At 72.0% G+C, this 14,643-nt stretch carries 13 protein-coding genes; 12 read left to right on the top strand and 1 reads right to left on the bottom strand.

Translation table 11 applies throughout. From position 1 onward, the window contains the following. The first annotated feature begins 82 nt into the window (after positions 1–82). The 12 genes from AB4030_RS14635 to AB4030_RS14580 all read left to right on the top strand — a co-directional run bounded on the left by AB4030_RS14635 (position 83) and on the right by AB4030_RS14580 (position 13,498). Entirely contained in the window at positions 83–1,636 is a 1,554-nt protein-coding gene (locus tag AB4030_RS14635) for a threonine/serine ThrE exporter family protein (protein ID WP_442279940.1), read from the top strand. Positions 1,637–1,740: 104 nt separating this feature from the next. After that, entirely contained in the window at positions 1,741–2,283 is a 543-nt protein-coding gene (locus AB4030_RS14630; protein ID WP_442279939.1) for a MaoC family dehydratase, read from the top strand. Between the two features lie 166 nt (positions 2,284–2,449). After that, complete coding sequence (locus AB4030_RS14625) at positions 2,450–3,355, top strand: PHP domain-containing protein (RefSeq protein ID WP_442279938.1); 906 nt, start codon at positions 2,450–2,452, stop codon at positions 3,353–3,355. A gap of 108 nt (positions 3,356–3,463) precedes the next feature. Next, positions 3,464–4,714: an acetyl-CoA acetyltransferase gene (locus AB4030_RS14620; protein WP_442279937.1), complete on the top strand. Its 1,251-nt coding sequence runs from the start codon at positions 3,464–3,466 to the stop codon at positions 4,712–4,714. A gap of 33 nt (positions 4,715–4,747) precedes the next feature. Next, positions 4,748–6,265, top strand: coding sequence for a carotenoid oxygenase family protein (locus tag AB4030_RS14615; protein ID WP_442279936.1), 1,518 nt, complete (start codon positions 4,748–4,750; stop codon positions 6,263–6,265). Further along, complete coding sequence (locus tag AB4030_RS14610) at positions 6,249–7,253, top strand: winged helix-turn-helix transcriptional regulator (protein ID WP_442279935.1); 1,005 nt, start codon at positions 6,249–6,251, stop codon at positions 7,251–7,253. Before AB4030_RS14615 ends, AB4030_RS14610 begins: the two co-directional genes overlap by 17 nt. A 6-nt stretch (positions 7,254–7,259) precedes the next feature. Then, positions 7,260–8,984 (top strand): class I adenylate-forming enzyme family protein, encoded by a 1,725-nt coding sequence (locus AB4030_RS14605; protein WP_442279934.1) that lies wholly within the window; start codon positions 7,260–7,262, stop codon positions 8,982–8,984. Continuing rightward, positions 8,981–9,961 carry an NAD(P)H-dependent flavin oxidoreductase gene (locus AB4030_RS14600; protein WP_442279933.1) on the top strand — a complete coding sequence of 327 codons (981 nt, stop codon included), beginning with the start codon at positions 8,981–8,983 and terminating at the stop codon, positions 9,959–9,961. The genes AB4030_RS14605 and AB4030_RS14600 overlap by 4 nt, the downstream gene beginning before the upstream one ends. A gap of 9 nt (positions 9,962–9,970) precedes the next feature. Next, positions 9,971–10,855, top strand: a complete 885-nt coding sequence (locus tag AB4030_RS14595; RefSeq protein ID WP_442279932.1) for a RecB family exonuclease — start codon at positions 9,971–9,973, stop codon at positions 10,853–10,855. Further along, positions 10,848–11,489 carry a maleylpyruvate isomerase N-terminal domain-containing protein gene (locus AB4030_RS14590; RefSeq protein ID WP_442279931.1) on the top strand — a complete coding sequence of 214 codons (642 nt, stop codon included), beginning with the start codon at positions 10,848–10,850 and terminating at the stop codon, positions 11,487–11,489. Before AB4030_RS14595 ends, AB4030_RS14590 begins: the two co-directional genes overlap by 8 nt. A 25-nt stretch (positions 11,490–11,514) precedes the next feature. Continuing rightward, entirely contained in the window at positions 11,515–12,348 is an 834-nt protein-coding gene (locus AB4030_RS14585; protein ID WP_442279930.1) for a ParA family protein, read from the top strand. Positions 12,349–12,451: 103 nt separating this feature from the next. Continuing rightward, positions 12,452–13,498, top strand: a complete 1,047-nt coding sequence (locus tag AB4030_RS14580; protein WP_442279929.1) for an NAD(P)-dependent alcohol dehydrogenase — start codon at positions 12,452–12,454, stop codon at positions 13,496–13,498. A 236-nt stretch (positions 13,499–13,734) separates the two neighbouring features. Here AB4030_RS14580 and AB4030_RS14575 read toward each other — a convergent pair whose 3' ends face one another. Continuing rightward, complete coding sequence (locus AB4030_RS14575) at positions 13,735–14,307, bottom strand: pyridoxamine 5'-phosphate oxidase family protein (RefSeq protein ID WP_442279928.1); 573 nt, start codon at positions 14,305–14,307, stop codon at positions 13,735–13,737. Positions 14,308–14,643: the final 336 nt, after the last annotated feature.

Raw genomic sequence — 14,643 nt, 5'->3', positions numbered from 1 at the left:
GCGCTGCCGAACCAGGTTTCGACGGGGCGGGGCACCCCGGTGGGGTACCACCCGACCGGAGCAGGTGGCATACGGTCTGTGGGTGGCCAGCACCGACCGAACCGCCCGGCCGACCACCGCCTACCGCAGCCTGCCCTCGTTGAGGGCGGGCACCCGGCGCGCCATGAGGCCGAGCGGGCCGCCGACCGACGAGATCCCGATCTGGACGACCCCCGACGGGGTCGACTCGGTGACGGCCCAGGCCGTCATCGACCTCGCGATGCGCGCCGGGGTCGCGATGATCGCCACCGGCGCGGCAGCCGCCGATGTCACGGCGACGGTGCTGACCCTGACCAAGGCGTACGGCCTCAGCTCGGTCCACGTCGACGTCACCTACACCTCGGTCACCGTCTCCTACCACCGCGGCCCGAACGCCGACCCGATCACCGTGATGCGCATCGTCCGCTTCCGCGTGCAGGACTACACGCGGCTCGAGCGACTCCGCAGCCTCATCGTCGACCTGTCGCAGGACCCGGTGTCGGTCGACGAGGCCCGGGTGCGCTTCGACGCGGTCATCACGGCGCCGCACCCCTACCGCCGCTGGCTCGTCACCGTCGCCGGTGGCGCGCTGGCCGCGGGCGCCGCGGGCCTCGTCGGCGCGGGGCCGTTCATCATCCTGCTCAGCTTCCTCACCGCGACCGTCGTCGGCAGGGTGTTGGCGTGGCTCACGGGCGCGGGCGTCGCGGCCTTCTTCGCCCAGTGCGTCGGCGCGGCGATCCCGACCGCCGTTGCGACTCTCCTCGTCGTGGCCCAGTCGGCCGGCCTCACCTTCGTCGGCGACGTGTCGCCCTCGCTCGTCGTGGCCTCCGGCATCGTGCTGCTGCTGGCCGGGCTCTCGGTCGTCGGAGCTGCGGAGGACGCCCTGGGGGGCTACTACGTCACGGCCGGGGCCCGCGGCTTCGAGGTCATCGTGCTCTCGCTCGGCATCGCCGTCGGCATCTCGATCGTCCTGTCGCTCGGCAAGCGGCTCCACTACCCGATCGCAATCACCTCGCAGACGCTGCTCAGCGACAACCTGGTCGTGCAGGTCGTCTGCGCGGTCATCATCTCCGTCGCCTTCGCGGTGCTCTCCTACTCGAGCGGCACCGCGGTCGTCGTGGCCGGTTTCGCGGGCGGTTTCGGCTGGGTCGTGCTCGCCCTGGCCGAGCGGACCCTCGAGCTCGGAGCCGTGACCGCCTCGGCCACCGCCGCCCTCGTCATCGGTTTCGCGGCGCGCCTCGTCGCCCGCTGGCTCACCATCTCGGCGCTCGCGGTGACGACGGCCGCGATCGTGCCGCTCCTGCCGGGACGGATGGCCTACGAGGGCATCTCGCAGCTCGTCACCAACCCGGACGGCAACGGGTTCGCGGTGGGCATCCCGATCCTGGTGCAGGCCTTCGGTCTGGGCCTGGGGCTGGCCGCCGGGGTCTCGCTCGGCACCTACTTCGCCGGGCTGCTCGTCGCCAAGCGCCAAGGCGTGCGTCCCCGTCCGGCAGCCGGGGCGACCCTGCCCACCGACCCCGACCCGATGGCGACCGGCAGCACCGCGCCCGTGCTCTCCGAGACGAGCGACCTACCTGTCGTCCCCGACGACGCCCAGCGCGCGGAGCAACCGTGAGCAAGCACACGGCATACGACCATGGGCGTATGCCGTGTGCTCGGGCAGGCTGGTAGCCGCTCGTCCCAGCGGGGCCGGGTGATCACTCTCGACGAGGAGCGGGCATGCAGTTCGGACGCAGCTACGAGGAGTTCGAGGTCGGTGCGGTCTACCGGCACTGGCCCGGGAAGACGGTCACGGAGTACGACGACCACCTCTTCTGCCTGCTGACGATGAACCACCACCCGCTGCACCTCGACACGCACTACGCCGCCGGCTCGACGCAGTTCGGGCAGAACGTCGTCGTCGGCAACTACGTCTACTCGCTCCTGCTCGGCATGTCGGTGCCGGACGTCTCGGGCAAGGCCATCGCCAACCTCGAGATCGAGTCGCTGCGGCACGTCGCCCCGACCTTCCACGGCGACACGATCTACGGCGAGACGACCGTGCTCGACAAGTGGGAGTCGACGTCGAAGGACGACCGCGGCGTCGTCCATGTCGAGACGATCGGCTACAAGCAGGACGGCACCGTGGTGTGCATCTTCCGACGCAAGGTGATGGTGCCCAAGGACAACTACCTCGAGGCGCGCGGCGGCGAGCAGCCCGGTCGACCGGTGCCGGTGCCCGACAGGAACTGGCCCGGCCCGAGCACTGCCTCGCAGACCTGAGCCTCGGGCGTCGCGGCCCTCCGCGTCGCCCGAACCCCGATCGAAAGAGCAGTTCGTCCGGACGAACTGCTCTTTCGATCGGGTGGTCCACCCGCGCGGTTGCCTGTTGGCGGGTCTGTTGCGGGGCAGCGACGACTGCGTGGCCTCCCGCCCCTACGCTGGGGGCGTGACACCGACCGGGACCGCGCACGGGGCGCGCACGCATCCGGTCATCGACCTGCACGCGCACTCGACGGCGAGCGACGGCACCGAGACTCCTGCTGAGCTCGTCGCGGCAGCGGCCGAGGCGGGGGTCGACGTGCTGGCCATCACCGACCACGACACCGTCGCGGGATGGGACGAGGCGGCCGAGGCGGCCCGCGTCCGCGGCGTCACCCTGGTGCGCGGCATCGAGATCTCGTGCGCGTGGCGGCACTCGTCGATCCATCTGCTCGGTTACCTCACCGACGCCGCCGACGGGCCGCTGGCGCTGGAGCTCGAACGGGCCAGGGAGTCACGGTCGACACGGCTTGAGCGGATGGTCGCGCTCATGGCGGCGGACGGCATACCCCTCGGGTACGACGAGGTGCTCGCCCAGGTGGGCCCCGGCGCGACCCCGGGGCGCCCCCACATCGCGGACGCCCTCATCGCCAACGGCACGATCGGGCACCGGGACGAGGCGTTCGAGTCCTGGCTCGGCAACGACTCGCCCTACTACGTCGGCCACTACGCGCCGGACCCCGTCCGGGCGGTCGAGCTCGTTCGGTCCGCCGGCGGCGTCCCGGTGATCGCGCACCCGTTCACCCGGACCCGTACGGGGGTCCTGGACGACGCGCTCATCGAGCGGATGCGCGACGCGGGCCTCGTCGGGCTCGAGGCCTACCACCGCGACCACGGCCCCGAGGAGGTCGCGCGGGCCACGGCGCTCGCCGGCCGGCTCGGACTGCTGCTCACGGGGGCGAGCGACTACCACGGCGCGGGCAAGCGCAACCGGCTCGCCGAGAACACCACGGCCCCGGAGGTGTTCGAGGCGCTCGAGGCCGCCTCGACCGGGGTCACCGAGGTCCTGAGGTCGGGGACCTCGTCGCCCTGACCCCGAATCGGTCCGGTCACCCCCGTGAGTCACTCTGCTTGCCGTAGTACCGTGCTGGGAAAGGGCAAGGCTGGGCACCGACGGGCGGCGTCGGGAGCGGAGGCGGACATGACGGCCGGCAGCCCGAGCGCGTCCCCGACGGGGGTCTGGGTGCTCGGTGGGTTCCAGACGGACTTCGCGCGCAACCTGACCCGTGAGGGGCGTGACGTCTCAGATCTCGTGGGCGAGGTCGTCGACGGCACCCTCGAGGCGAGCCACGTCGCCGCGACCGACGTCGACGTCATCCACGTCGGCAACGCCTTCGGCCAGCTCTTCACCGGTCAGGGGCACCTCGGCGCCATGCCGGCGACCGTCCGTGCCGACCTGTGGGGCCTGCCTGCCACCCGACACGAGGCCGCCTGCGCGTCGGGCGGTGTCGCCCTCCTGGCCGCCATGGCCGACCTGCGCGCCGACCACTACGGCTGCGCCCTCGTGCTCGGGGTCGAGCTCGAGAAGACGGTGCCCGGCGACGAGGCCGCGACGCACCTCGGCGCAGCGGCCTGGGTGGGCCACGACGGCGAGGGCGCGCGTTTCATGTGGCCGCACGTCTTCAGCGCGATCGCCGACGAGTACGACCGGCGCCACGGCCTCGATGACGCCCACCTGCGCGCCATCGCGGCGCTCAACCTCGCCAACGCCCGGCGCAACCCGAACGCCCAGACCCGCGGTTGGGACGTCCCCGACCTCACCGGAGCGCAGGCGACCGACGACGCCCTCAACCCGGTCGTCGAGGGCCGCCTCCGCCGCTACGACTGCAGCCAGGTCACCGACGGCGCCGCCGGTGCGGTACTCGTCTCCGACGCGTGGCTGCGCGACCACCCGAAGCGCCGACCCGTTGCCGGCATCGAGGGCTGGGGCCACCGGACCGTGGGCCTCGGGTTGCGCCAGAAGCTCGAGCGCGACCGGGACGAGCTCTACGTCCTGCCCCACGTGCGCCGGGCTGTCACCGACGCCTTCGACCGGGCCCACGTCACGCTCGAGGACCTCGACGGTTTCGAGGTGCACGACTGCTTCACGCCGACCGAGTACCTCGCGATCGACCACATCGGTCTCACCGGGCCGGGCGAGTCGTGGAAGGCCGTCGAGGACGGCTCGATCTCGCCCGGCGGCCGCCTGCCGATCAATCCGAGCGGCGGCCTCATCGGTGGTGGGCACCCGGTGGGGGCGAGCGGCATACGCATGCTCCTCGATGCGACCAAGCAGGTCAGCGGGACCGCCGGCGACTACCAGGTCGAGGGTGCGCGCACGTTCGGCACGCTCAACTTCGGTGGCAGCACCGCCACCACAGTCAGCCTCGTCGTCGGCGCGGTCGATGACTGATCGCGAAAACCACTGTGCGGCAAGGAGATCCGAATGGATGTAGAGATCGTCGGTCGGATGCTCTCGACCCTTCCCGCGGACGACGACCACCCTTACCGCACGGGTCCGTGGCAGCCGCAGACGACCGAGTGGCGGGCGGACGACCTCGACGTCGTCGAGGGGGAGGTGCCTGCCGACCTCGACGGCGTCTACCTGCGCAACACCGAGAACCCGGTCCACCCGTCGCTCAAGCACTACCACCCGTTCGACGGTGACGGCATGGTCCACGTCGTCGGCTTCCGCGACGGGAAGGCCTTCTACCGCAACCGTTTCGTGCGCACCGACGGGCTGCTCGCCGAGCAGGAGGCGGGGCAGTCCCTGTGGGCCGGGCTCGCCGAGCCGCCCTACCTCGCCTTGCGCGAGGACGGCTGGGGTGCCCGGCGGCAGATGAAGGACGCGTCGTCGACCGACGTCATCGTGCACCGTGGCACGGCGCTGACGAGCTTCTACCAGTGCGGGGACCTCTACCGGCTCGACCCGCTGTCGGCCGAGACGCTCGGCAAGGCGACGTGGAACGGCCGGTTCCCCTTCGACTGGGGCGTCTCCGCGCACCCGAAGGTCGACGACCGCACCGGTGAGCTGCTCTTCTTCAACTACAGCAAGGAGGCGCCGTACATGCACTACGGCGTCGTCGACGAGGCTGACGACCTCGTCCACTACGTCGACGTGCCGCTGCCCGGACCGCGGCTGCCCCACGACATGGCCTTCACCGAGAACTACGTCGTCCTGAACGACTTCCCGCTCTTCTGGGAGCCCGAGGCGCTCGCGAAGGGCGCGCACGTCGCGCGCTTCCACCGCGACCTGCCGAGCCGCTTCGCCGTCATCCCACGGCGCGGGCAGACGAGCGCCATCCGGTGGTTCGAGGCCGACCCGACCTACGTCCTGCACTTCGTCAACGCCTACGAGGAGGGCGACACCATCGTGCTCGACGGCTTCTTCCAGGGCGACCCGGAGCCCCAGGACAACGGCATGGGCAACCGGTGGGAGCGGGCCTTCCGCTTCCTCGCGCTCGACCGCATGCAGGCCCGTCTGCACCGCTGGCGGCTCGACCTGCGCACCGGCCTCGTCAAGGAGGAGCAGCTCTCCGACAGCATCACCGAGTTCGGCATGATGAACGGCGCCTACACAGGCGGGAAGTACCGCTACGCGTACGCGGCCACGGGCAAGCCCGCCTGGTTCCTCTTCGACGGCCTCGTCAAGCACGACCTCCAGACGGGCCTGGAGGAGCGGTACTCGTTCGGCGACAACGTCTTCGGCAGCGAGACCGCGATGGCGCCACGGGTCGGGAGCACCGGCGAGGACGACGGCTACCTCGTGACGCTGACGACCGACATGAACGACGACGCTTCGTACTGCGTGGTGTTCGACGCAGCACGGGTCTCGGACGGTCCGGTCTGCCGGCTCCGGCTGCCGGAGCGGATCTCGAGCGGCACCCACTCGACGTGGGCGCCCGGATCCGAGCTTCGGCGATGGAGCACGGCGGAGACGGCAGCGGATGCGATCGCTCTCTGAACCGGTCGTCGACGACGCCGGCCCCGGCTCCGTCCCCACCGCGCTCCAACCCGGTTCGACGAATGCCGTCGGACGTATGCTCGGCCTGCTCGGCGACGAGTGGACCCTCCTCATCCTCCAGCGAGCACTGCGGGGGACGACGCGCTACGGCCAGTTCCTCGACGAGGTCGCCATCTCCAACGCGGTGCTCTCCGCGCGCCTGGCGACGATGGAGCACGAGGGGCTGCTCCGGCGCGTCGTCTACCAGGACCGTCCGGTCCGGGCCGAGTACGTCCTCACCTCGCGAGGTCGTGGCCTCTGGCCCGTCACGATCGCGATCTGGGACTGGGAGCGCCGATGGGTCCCGCGGCACGCCCAGACGCTCCCCGCGATGCGGCACCGGCTGTGCGGGCAGGACTTCGCCCCGGTCCTGACCTGCAGGACGTGCCGCGAGGCCGTTCACTCCAGCGACGTGCATGCCGAGTGGGGGCCGAGCGGGTCCTGGGAGCGGTCCGTGCCGGAGTCGACGACCCGACGCCGGTCCGACCTGCGAGCCGACCGGTCCGCTGCGGGCCTCTTCCCGGAGACGATGTCCATCTTCGGGAACCGGTGGTCCTCGGCCCTCATCGGCGCCTCCCTGCGGGGGCTCACCCGCTTCGGCGACTTCGTGGACGCCCTGGGCGCGCCCCCCAGTCTCGTCGCCGAACGGTTGCGGGCGTTCTGCGACATCGGGGTTCTCGAGGCCCGGGGACGTCGCGGGCGCGGGCGCGTCGGGCGGGCGGAGTACCACCTCACCGAGAAGGGACACGCCTTCTACCCCGTCGTCGCGGTCGCCATCGACTGGGCGCAGCACTGGTATGCCGCCGCGGAGGGGCCGGCGCTCGTCCAGCAGCACGTGCCGTGCGGGGCGCCGCTCGTCGTGGCGCTCGCCTGCGACCAGTGCTCGACCGTCCTCCACGGCAGCGACATCGAGATCGTCCCGCGGTCGGCCCGTCGAGCGGACCGGTAGCCGGCCATGGCTGACACACGGGGACTGCACCCGGCCGAGAAGGTCGCCGACTACCGCGCCAGGGGGTGGTGGGGCGAGCAGACGCTCGACGGGATCTTCGCCGACCAGGTGGCCGCCCGCGGTGACGCGCTCGCCGTCGTCGACCCGGCCAACCGCGAGGCGCTGCTCGGGTCGCCGCCGCGCCGGCTGACCTGGCACGAGCTGGACGACGAGGTCACCTCCCTCGCCGCCCGCCTCCTGTCGCTCGGTCTGGGTCGCGGCGACGTGCTCGGGGTCCAGCTCCCCAACGTCGTCGAGCTCGTCGAGGTCTACCTCGCGGCGTGGCGGCTGGGGGTCGTCGTGTCACCGTTGCCCGTGCAGCTGCGCGAGCGCGAGGTGGCCACGATGTGCGCCCGAGCCGACGTGACGGCATACCTCAGCTGTGGGCGTTTCGGGGACCGTGCGCTGGCGGCCGACGCCGCCACGGCGCTCGCCGACGTGGACTCGGTGCGCGCCGTCGTCGCGTACGGCCCCGAGGTGGAGAGCGCGGACGTGCCGATCGGCGTCCGCGTGTGGCATCCGGGGCCGGCCACCGCGGGCGACCGCGAGGCGGTGGAGGCGTATGCCGCGGACGACCCGAACGAGGCCAACGACGCCGTGACGATCTGCTGGACCTCGGGCACCGAGAGCGCGCCGAAGGGCGTGCCGCGCTGCCACATGGACTGGCTGGCCGTCGGCATCGCGACGACCGAGGCGCCGCAGGTCACGACCGACGACGTGCTGCTCAACCCGTTCCCGATGATCAACATGGCCGGCATCAGCGGGATGTTCCTGCCATGGCTGCTCACCGGGTGCGTCCTGGTGCAGCACCACCCCTTCGACCTGCCGACGTTCCTCGGCCAGGTCGCCGTGGAGCGCGCCACCTACACGTGCGCCCCGCCGGCGCTGCTCTGGATGCTGCTCAGCAACGAGGACCTCATGGCGACGGTCGACGTCAGCAGCCTCACGCGGATCGGTTCCGGCTCGGCTCCGCTGCAGCCGGCGATGGTGCGCGGCTGGCAGGAGCGCCACGGGATCAGCGTCATCAACTTCTTCGGGTCCAACGAGGGGGTCGGGCTGCTGTCGAGTCCGGTCGACTTCCCCGACCCCGACGTGCGGGCGCAGTTCTTCCCGCGGTTCGGCGCCCCCGGGGTCACGTGGTCGACGCGGGCCGGGGAGTGGACCGACACCCGGCTCGTCGACATCGTGACGGGCGAGGACGTGACGGCGCCCGGGCACGCGGGCGAGCTGCACATCAGCGGTCCGAGCGTCTTCGCGGGCTACCTCCACGGCGACGAGCTGCCCAGCCCCTTCGACGACCGTGGCTACCTGCGCACGGGCGACCTCTTCGAGATCGCGGGCGACCAGGGACAGTACCTCCGCTACCTCGACCGGGCGCGGGACCAGGTCATCCGCGGCGGCATGAACATCGCGCCGGCCGAGCTCGAGGGCCTCATCGCCGACCATCCCGCGGTGGCGGACGTCGCCGTCATCGGCGACCCCGACGAGCGGCTGGGGGAGCGCGTCGCAGCGGTCGTCGTCCTGCGTGCGGGGGCGTCCCTGACGCTCGACGAGCTCGTGGCCTGGCTGCGCGAGCGGAGCATCGCGTCGTTCAAGCTCCCGGAACGGCTCGAGGTGCGTGACGAGCTGCCGCGCAATGCTGTCGGCAAGGTGCTCAAGAGGACGCTGCGCCGGGGCGGGGCCCCGGGGTGACGCCGGGCGAGCTGCTGCGATCGCTGCGGCTGCCGATCGTCGCAGCGCCCATGTTCCTCGTGTCGGGGCCCGAGCTCGTCGTCGCCGCGGCTCGGGCCGGCATCCTCGGCGCGTTCCCGACGCAGAACTGCCGGACGCCGGAGCAGCTCGACGAGTGGCTGGGGGCCATCGCCTCGGGGGCGGGCACCGCGCCCTGGGCGGTCAACCTCATCACCCACCGGAGCAACACCAGGCTCGCCGACGACCTGGCCCTCGTGGCGGCGCACCGGCCGCCCGTCGTCATCACCGCCCTGGGCTCTCCCCGCCCCGTCATGGACGCGGTCAAGGGCTACGGCGGACTCGTCGTGGCCGACGTCATCGACCTCGTCCTCGCCCGCAAGGCGATCGACGCGGGAGTCGACGGGCTCGCCTGCATCAGTGCCGGGGCGGGAGGACACACCGGCCACCTGTCGCCCTTCGCCTTCGTGTCGGCCGTGCGCGACCTCTTCGACGGCCTCGTCACCGTGGGCGGTGGCATCGCGAACGGTGCCGGTGTCGCGGGCGCCGTGGCCGCCGGAGCCGACCTCGTCTACATGGGCACGCGGTTCCTGGCCACGACGGAGAGCCGGGCGGCCGAGGGTTACAAGCAGATGGTCGTCGACCACGGTCCTGACGACCTCGTCGTCAGTGACGGCATCACCGGTGCGGACGCGTCGTGGCTGCGCCCGAGCCTGAGCGCCCAAGGCCTCGACCCCGACGACCTCGCCGGAGGCAGGGTGCCCAGCTATGACGTGGGCCAGTCCGAGGCCAAGCGCTGGTCGCAGCTGTGGGCGGCGGGGCAAGGCCTCCAGAGCATTCGCTCCGTGGCTCCCGTGGGCGAGGTCGTGGCCGAGCTCGAACGCGAGTTCCACACGGCTGCAGACCGGCTCGCGGTCGTTGCCCGCCAACGGCGCTGGGGTGGGGATGTCGTCGGACGTGGTGTCGGCCCCGCGTCGTAGGGTATCGGCGTGACGACCGGACCCGCGGAGCAGACGACGTTCGCCGGCATGCCCACCCCGCTCTACTCCGGCTCGCCGTCGCGGTTGCTCGCGTGGCTCGACTGCCCGCGTCGCTACCGCATGCAGTACCTCGACCGTCCGCGGCCGCAGGCCCGCCCGCAGCGCGCCCACACGTCGGTCGGCATCGCGACCCACAACGTGCTGCGCGACTTCTGGGACCTGCCGGCCGGCCACCGCACGCCTGCCGGCGTGGCCGAGCTCGTCCGGACGTCGTGGATCGACGTCGGCTTCCGCGACCCCGAGCAGTCCGCCGCGTGGCGGTTGCGGGTGCGTGACGCGGTCACCGACTACCTCCGCGTCAGCGACCGCGACAACCAGCCTGTCGGCATCGAGCGGAGCGTGTCGCTCAAGACCGACGAGGTCGCCATCACCGGCCGTATCGACCGCCTCGACGACCGCGAGGGCGAGCTCGTCGTGGTCGACTACAAGACGGGGCGCCAGGTCCCCACCGACGACGACGCGCGCACGTCGCTGCCGCTGGCGTTGTATGCCGTCGCGGCCGCCCGCATGTTCCGTCGCCCCTGTCACCGGGTCGAGCTGCACCACGTGCCGTCGGGCACCGTCGCCGCGCACGAACACACCGACGAATCGCTGGCCCGCAAGATCGCCGAGGCCGAGTCGATCGCCTCCGACCTGCGCCGGGCCGACGCGGACTTCAAGGAGGTTGGCGTCGAGTCGACCCGGTTCGAGCCGCGCACCTCGGCGATCTGCTCGTGGTGCGACTTCCGGGCGCACTGCCCCGAGGGCCAGCAGATGGGCCCGGAGAAGTCCGACTGGGCCGGCCTCGAGCCTGCCGGCTACGACACCACCCCGACGGAGCGCGACCGTGCCTGACCTCGACCTCCGGCCGGCATTTCTGGCCGCGACCGACCACGTCATCTCCGTCCTGTCGCGCGACGACGTCGCCGCGGCCTGGTACCAGCCCAGCGCTCTGCCCGAGTGGGACGTCGGGGGACTCGTCGCCCACCTCGCGAGCCAGCCGCTCATTGCGCTCGACCTGCTGCGCGGCGAGCCGTCTCCCGAGGCGATCGCCCTCGACGAGCACTACGCGCGGTCAGCCTGGGTCTGGGGCGCCCTCGACGACGACGTCAACGTCTCGATTCGCTCCGGCAGCGACGCACAGGCCGAGGCCGGCCGCGACCCGCTCCTGGAAGCGGTCGTGGCCGCGCGTGCGGCCCTGCCCGACGTGCTCGCCGACCAGCACCCCGACCGGGCGGTGCTCATCCCGTGGACGGGGTGGGCGTTGCGCCGCGACGACTTCCTCACCGGCCGGATGATGGAGATCGTCGTGCACGGGGAGGACGTCGCCGCCAGTGTGGGTTTCACGTCGCCGCCGTTGCCCGACGACGTGCTCAGCCCCGTGGTCGCCCTGCTGACCCGACTCGCCGTGCGCCGGCACGGTCAGGGGGCGGTCGTGTCGGCTCTGTCACGTGCCGAGCGTGCCCCGCGGACGATCGCGGCGTTCTGAGCGCCCGACCTGACACACTGGCCGCATGCCGCCCCGCACTCCCACGAGCGACCGCTCCACCGCCACGCGCCACAGCGCGAGACGCACCACTCGTGACAGCGGCCCCACGACGATCGCCCTGGCGAACCAGAAGGGCGGGGTCGCCAAGACGACCTCCGTCGCGAGCATCGGTGCAGCGCTCGCCGAGCTCGGTCGGCGCGTCCTGCTCGTCGACCTCGACCCGCAGGCGTGTCTGACCTTCTCCCTCGGTGTCGACCCCGACACCGTCGAGAGCTCGATCCACGACGTCCTCACCGGCCGCGCCGAGGTCGGGGACGTCGTCGTCACGTGCGAGGAGGGCGTCGACCTCGTGCCCTCGACCATCGACCTCGCCGGTGCCGAAGCCATGCTCCTTCCGCGACCCGGTCGCGAGTACGTCCTGCGGTCGGCCCTCGAAGGCCTCGACACGGCATACGACGTCGTGCTGCTCGACTGCTCGCCGAGCCTCGGGGTGCTGACGCTCAACGCCCTCACGGCCGCCGACGCGCTCATCATCCCGATGCCGTGCGAGATGCTCAGCCACCGTGGCGTGGGGCAGCTGCTCGACACCGTCGCCGACGTGCAGAAGATCCTCAACCGCGACCTCGAGGTGTGGGGCATCCTGCCCACCCTCTTCGACGGCCGCAGCAACCACGCGCGTGAGGTGCTCGCCGACGTGGGGGAGCGCTACGACCTCCCCGTCCTCGAGCCGCCGATCCCCAAGACGGTGCGCTTCGCCGAGGCCCCGGCGGTCGGTCGCTCGATCCTCGCGACGGCTCGCACGTCGAAGGGTGCCCAGGCCTACCGCGACGTCGCCACGTCGCTGCTGGCGGGGCTGTGACCGAGTCGCACACGTTCGAGGGGACCCGTGGGCGGGGAATGAATCGGGGTGAGGCTGCGCTGGACCGAAGAGCGTCGCCACCCACCACGAAGGAGACATTCTCTTGATTTCCACCCCCGCCCTGGTCGCACCGAGCGCCGGAGCCGCCTTCGAGGCCCGGACCGTCGAGCACCGCGACCTTCGTGACGACGACGTCCTCATCGACGTCAAGTTCGCCGGCATCTGCCACAGCGACATCCACCAGGTCCGCGAGGAGTGGGGGAGCGCCATCTTCCCCATGGTCCCGGGCCACGAGATCGCCGGTGTCGTCTCGGCCGTCGGTGACGGCGTCACGAAGTACAAGGTCGGCGACCGTGTCGGCGTCGGCTGCATGGTCGACTCGTGCGGCGAGTGCGAGTTCTGCAAGGACGGCGAGGAGCAGTTCTGCTCCAAGGGCGCCGTCATGACCTACAACGGCAAGGGCTACGACGGCGAGCCGACCAAGGGCGGCTACGCCCAGCAGGTCGTCGTCTCGGAGCGTTTCGCGGTCGGCATCCCCGACGGCATCGAGCTCGACGTCGCCGCGCCGCTGCTGTGCGCCGGCATCACCGTCTGGTCGCCGCTCAAGCGCTGGGGCGCCGGCCCGGGCAAGAAGGTCGCCGTCATCGGCCTCGGCGGCCTCGGCCACATGGCCGTCAAGCTCGCCGCGGCCATGGGCGCCGAGGTCAGCGTGCTGAGCCGCAGCGACGCCAAGAAGGAGGACGGTCTCGCGCTCGGCGCGACGGCCTACCACGCCACCGGTGACGAGGGTGTGCTGGGGAGCCTCAAGGGCAGCTTCGACATCATCATCAACACCGTGAGCGCGGACCTGCCCATGCAGACCTACATCGGCCTGCTGCGCCCGCTCGGCGTCATCGCGAACGTCGGCCTGCCCGCCGGCAACTACGACTTCGCCCCCGGCGCCGTCGTCGGCGGCAGCCGTGTCGTCGCGGGCTCTAACATCGGCGGGATTCCCGCGACCGCCGAGATGCTCGCCTTCTGCGCCGAGCACGGCATCGGTGCGACGATCGAGAAGATCTCGGCCGGCGAGGTCGACGCCGCCTACGACCGTGTCGTGGCCGGTGACGTGCGCTACCGCTTCGTCATCGACACCGCGACCATCAACGCCTGACCATCGTCTGACGTGCGCCCGTCGTGGGCGTATGCGTTCGGCCGGGTCCTTCGGGACCCGGCCGTTCGTGTCCCCGGCGCCCGGTGCGGCCTCGGCGCGTCGCCGTGGCGCGCCGCCGGGTCCGCCGGGTCCGCCGGGCCGATCGGCCGGATCGAGTGCCCGGAACCGGCCGTGGAGCAGGTTCGGTGGGTTCGCTCCGGCCGGTTGGACCGCGCCCTCGCCGGCAGGACGGTCCGTCAGCGTGGGACGTCAGGGGTCCGCGCGGCGTGGTGGAGGGCGGGGAGGCCGTCGATCGAGGTTGCGTTCTTCGACGCGCGATAGGTCGCCAGCCCGTCCTCGCCGCGGTTGTCCGCCCACCGGGTCAGCAGCTCGCGGTCACCGTCGTGCGTCATCAGGGGGACGGCATACCCGCACGAGTCGGAGACCCTCTGCACGTCGACCACGACGATGCCCCGGGCGCCGGGGTGCTCAGCGAAAAACCCACGGTACGAGGCGAACTCGGCGTCGTGGAGGTCGACGTAACGACCCGTCCCATGCAGCCGCACGATGTTGGGCGCCCCTTCGAAAGCGCAGAACATGACGGTGATGCGACCGTTCTCGCGCAGGTGGGCAACGGTCTCGGAGCCGCTCCCGGTGAGGTCGAGGTAGGCCACGGAGTGCTCGTCGAGGACCGCGAACGTGCCGTCGAGACCCTTGGGGGAGACGTTGACGTGCCCGTCGGGTGACAGCGGGGCCGTCGCGACGAAGAACAGGGGCTGGGCCTCGATGAACGAGCGCAGTCGTCCGTTGATGCCGTCATGGAGCTTCATGGGCCGTCCTCCTCGGTGCCGCGTCTCCGGCCAGCCTAGGAGCGCGGGGCACGGGCGCCACGGACCCGCCCGCAGCGTGGACGTTCCGGACGCGTGAAGGCCCGGGCCGGACACCGTGTGGTGTCGCCCGGCCCGGGCCTGTCACGTGCTGGGTGCGGTGTCGGTCGCTCCCGCCCGACACCGCGAGGTCACTCGGTCGCGCTCGTGGCGGGAGCCGACTCGGTCCGACCGGCACCGCCACGCCCCGAGCCGCCACGGCGGCGTCGGCGCGGCGGGCGCGAGCCGCCCTCGGCGTCCGAGCTGCCCTCGGCCGGAGGCGTCGACCGGTTGCCCTCG

The sequence above is a fragment of the Terrabacter sp. 2YAF2 genome, assembly GCF_052114705.1.
GTDB lineage: Bacteria > Actinomycetota > Actinomycetes > Actinomycetales > Dermatophilaceae > Terrabacter.
Note: the sequence above shows the minus strand (reverse complement) of the source record. Positions and strands in the feature narration are given on the sequence as shown.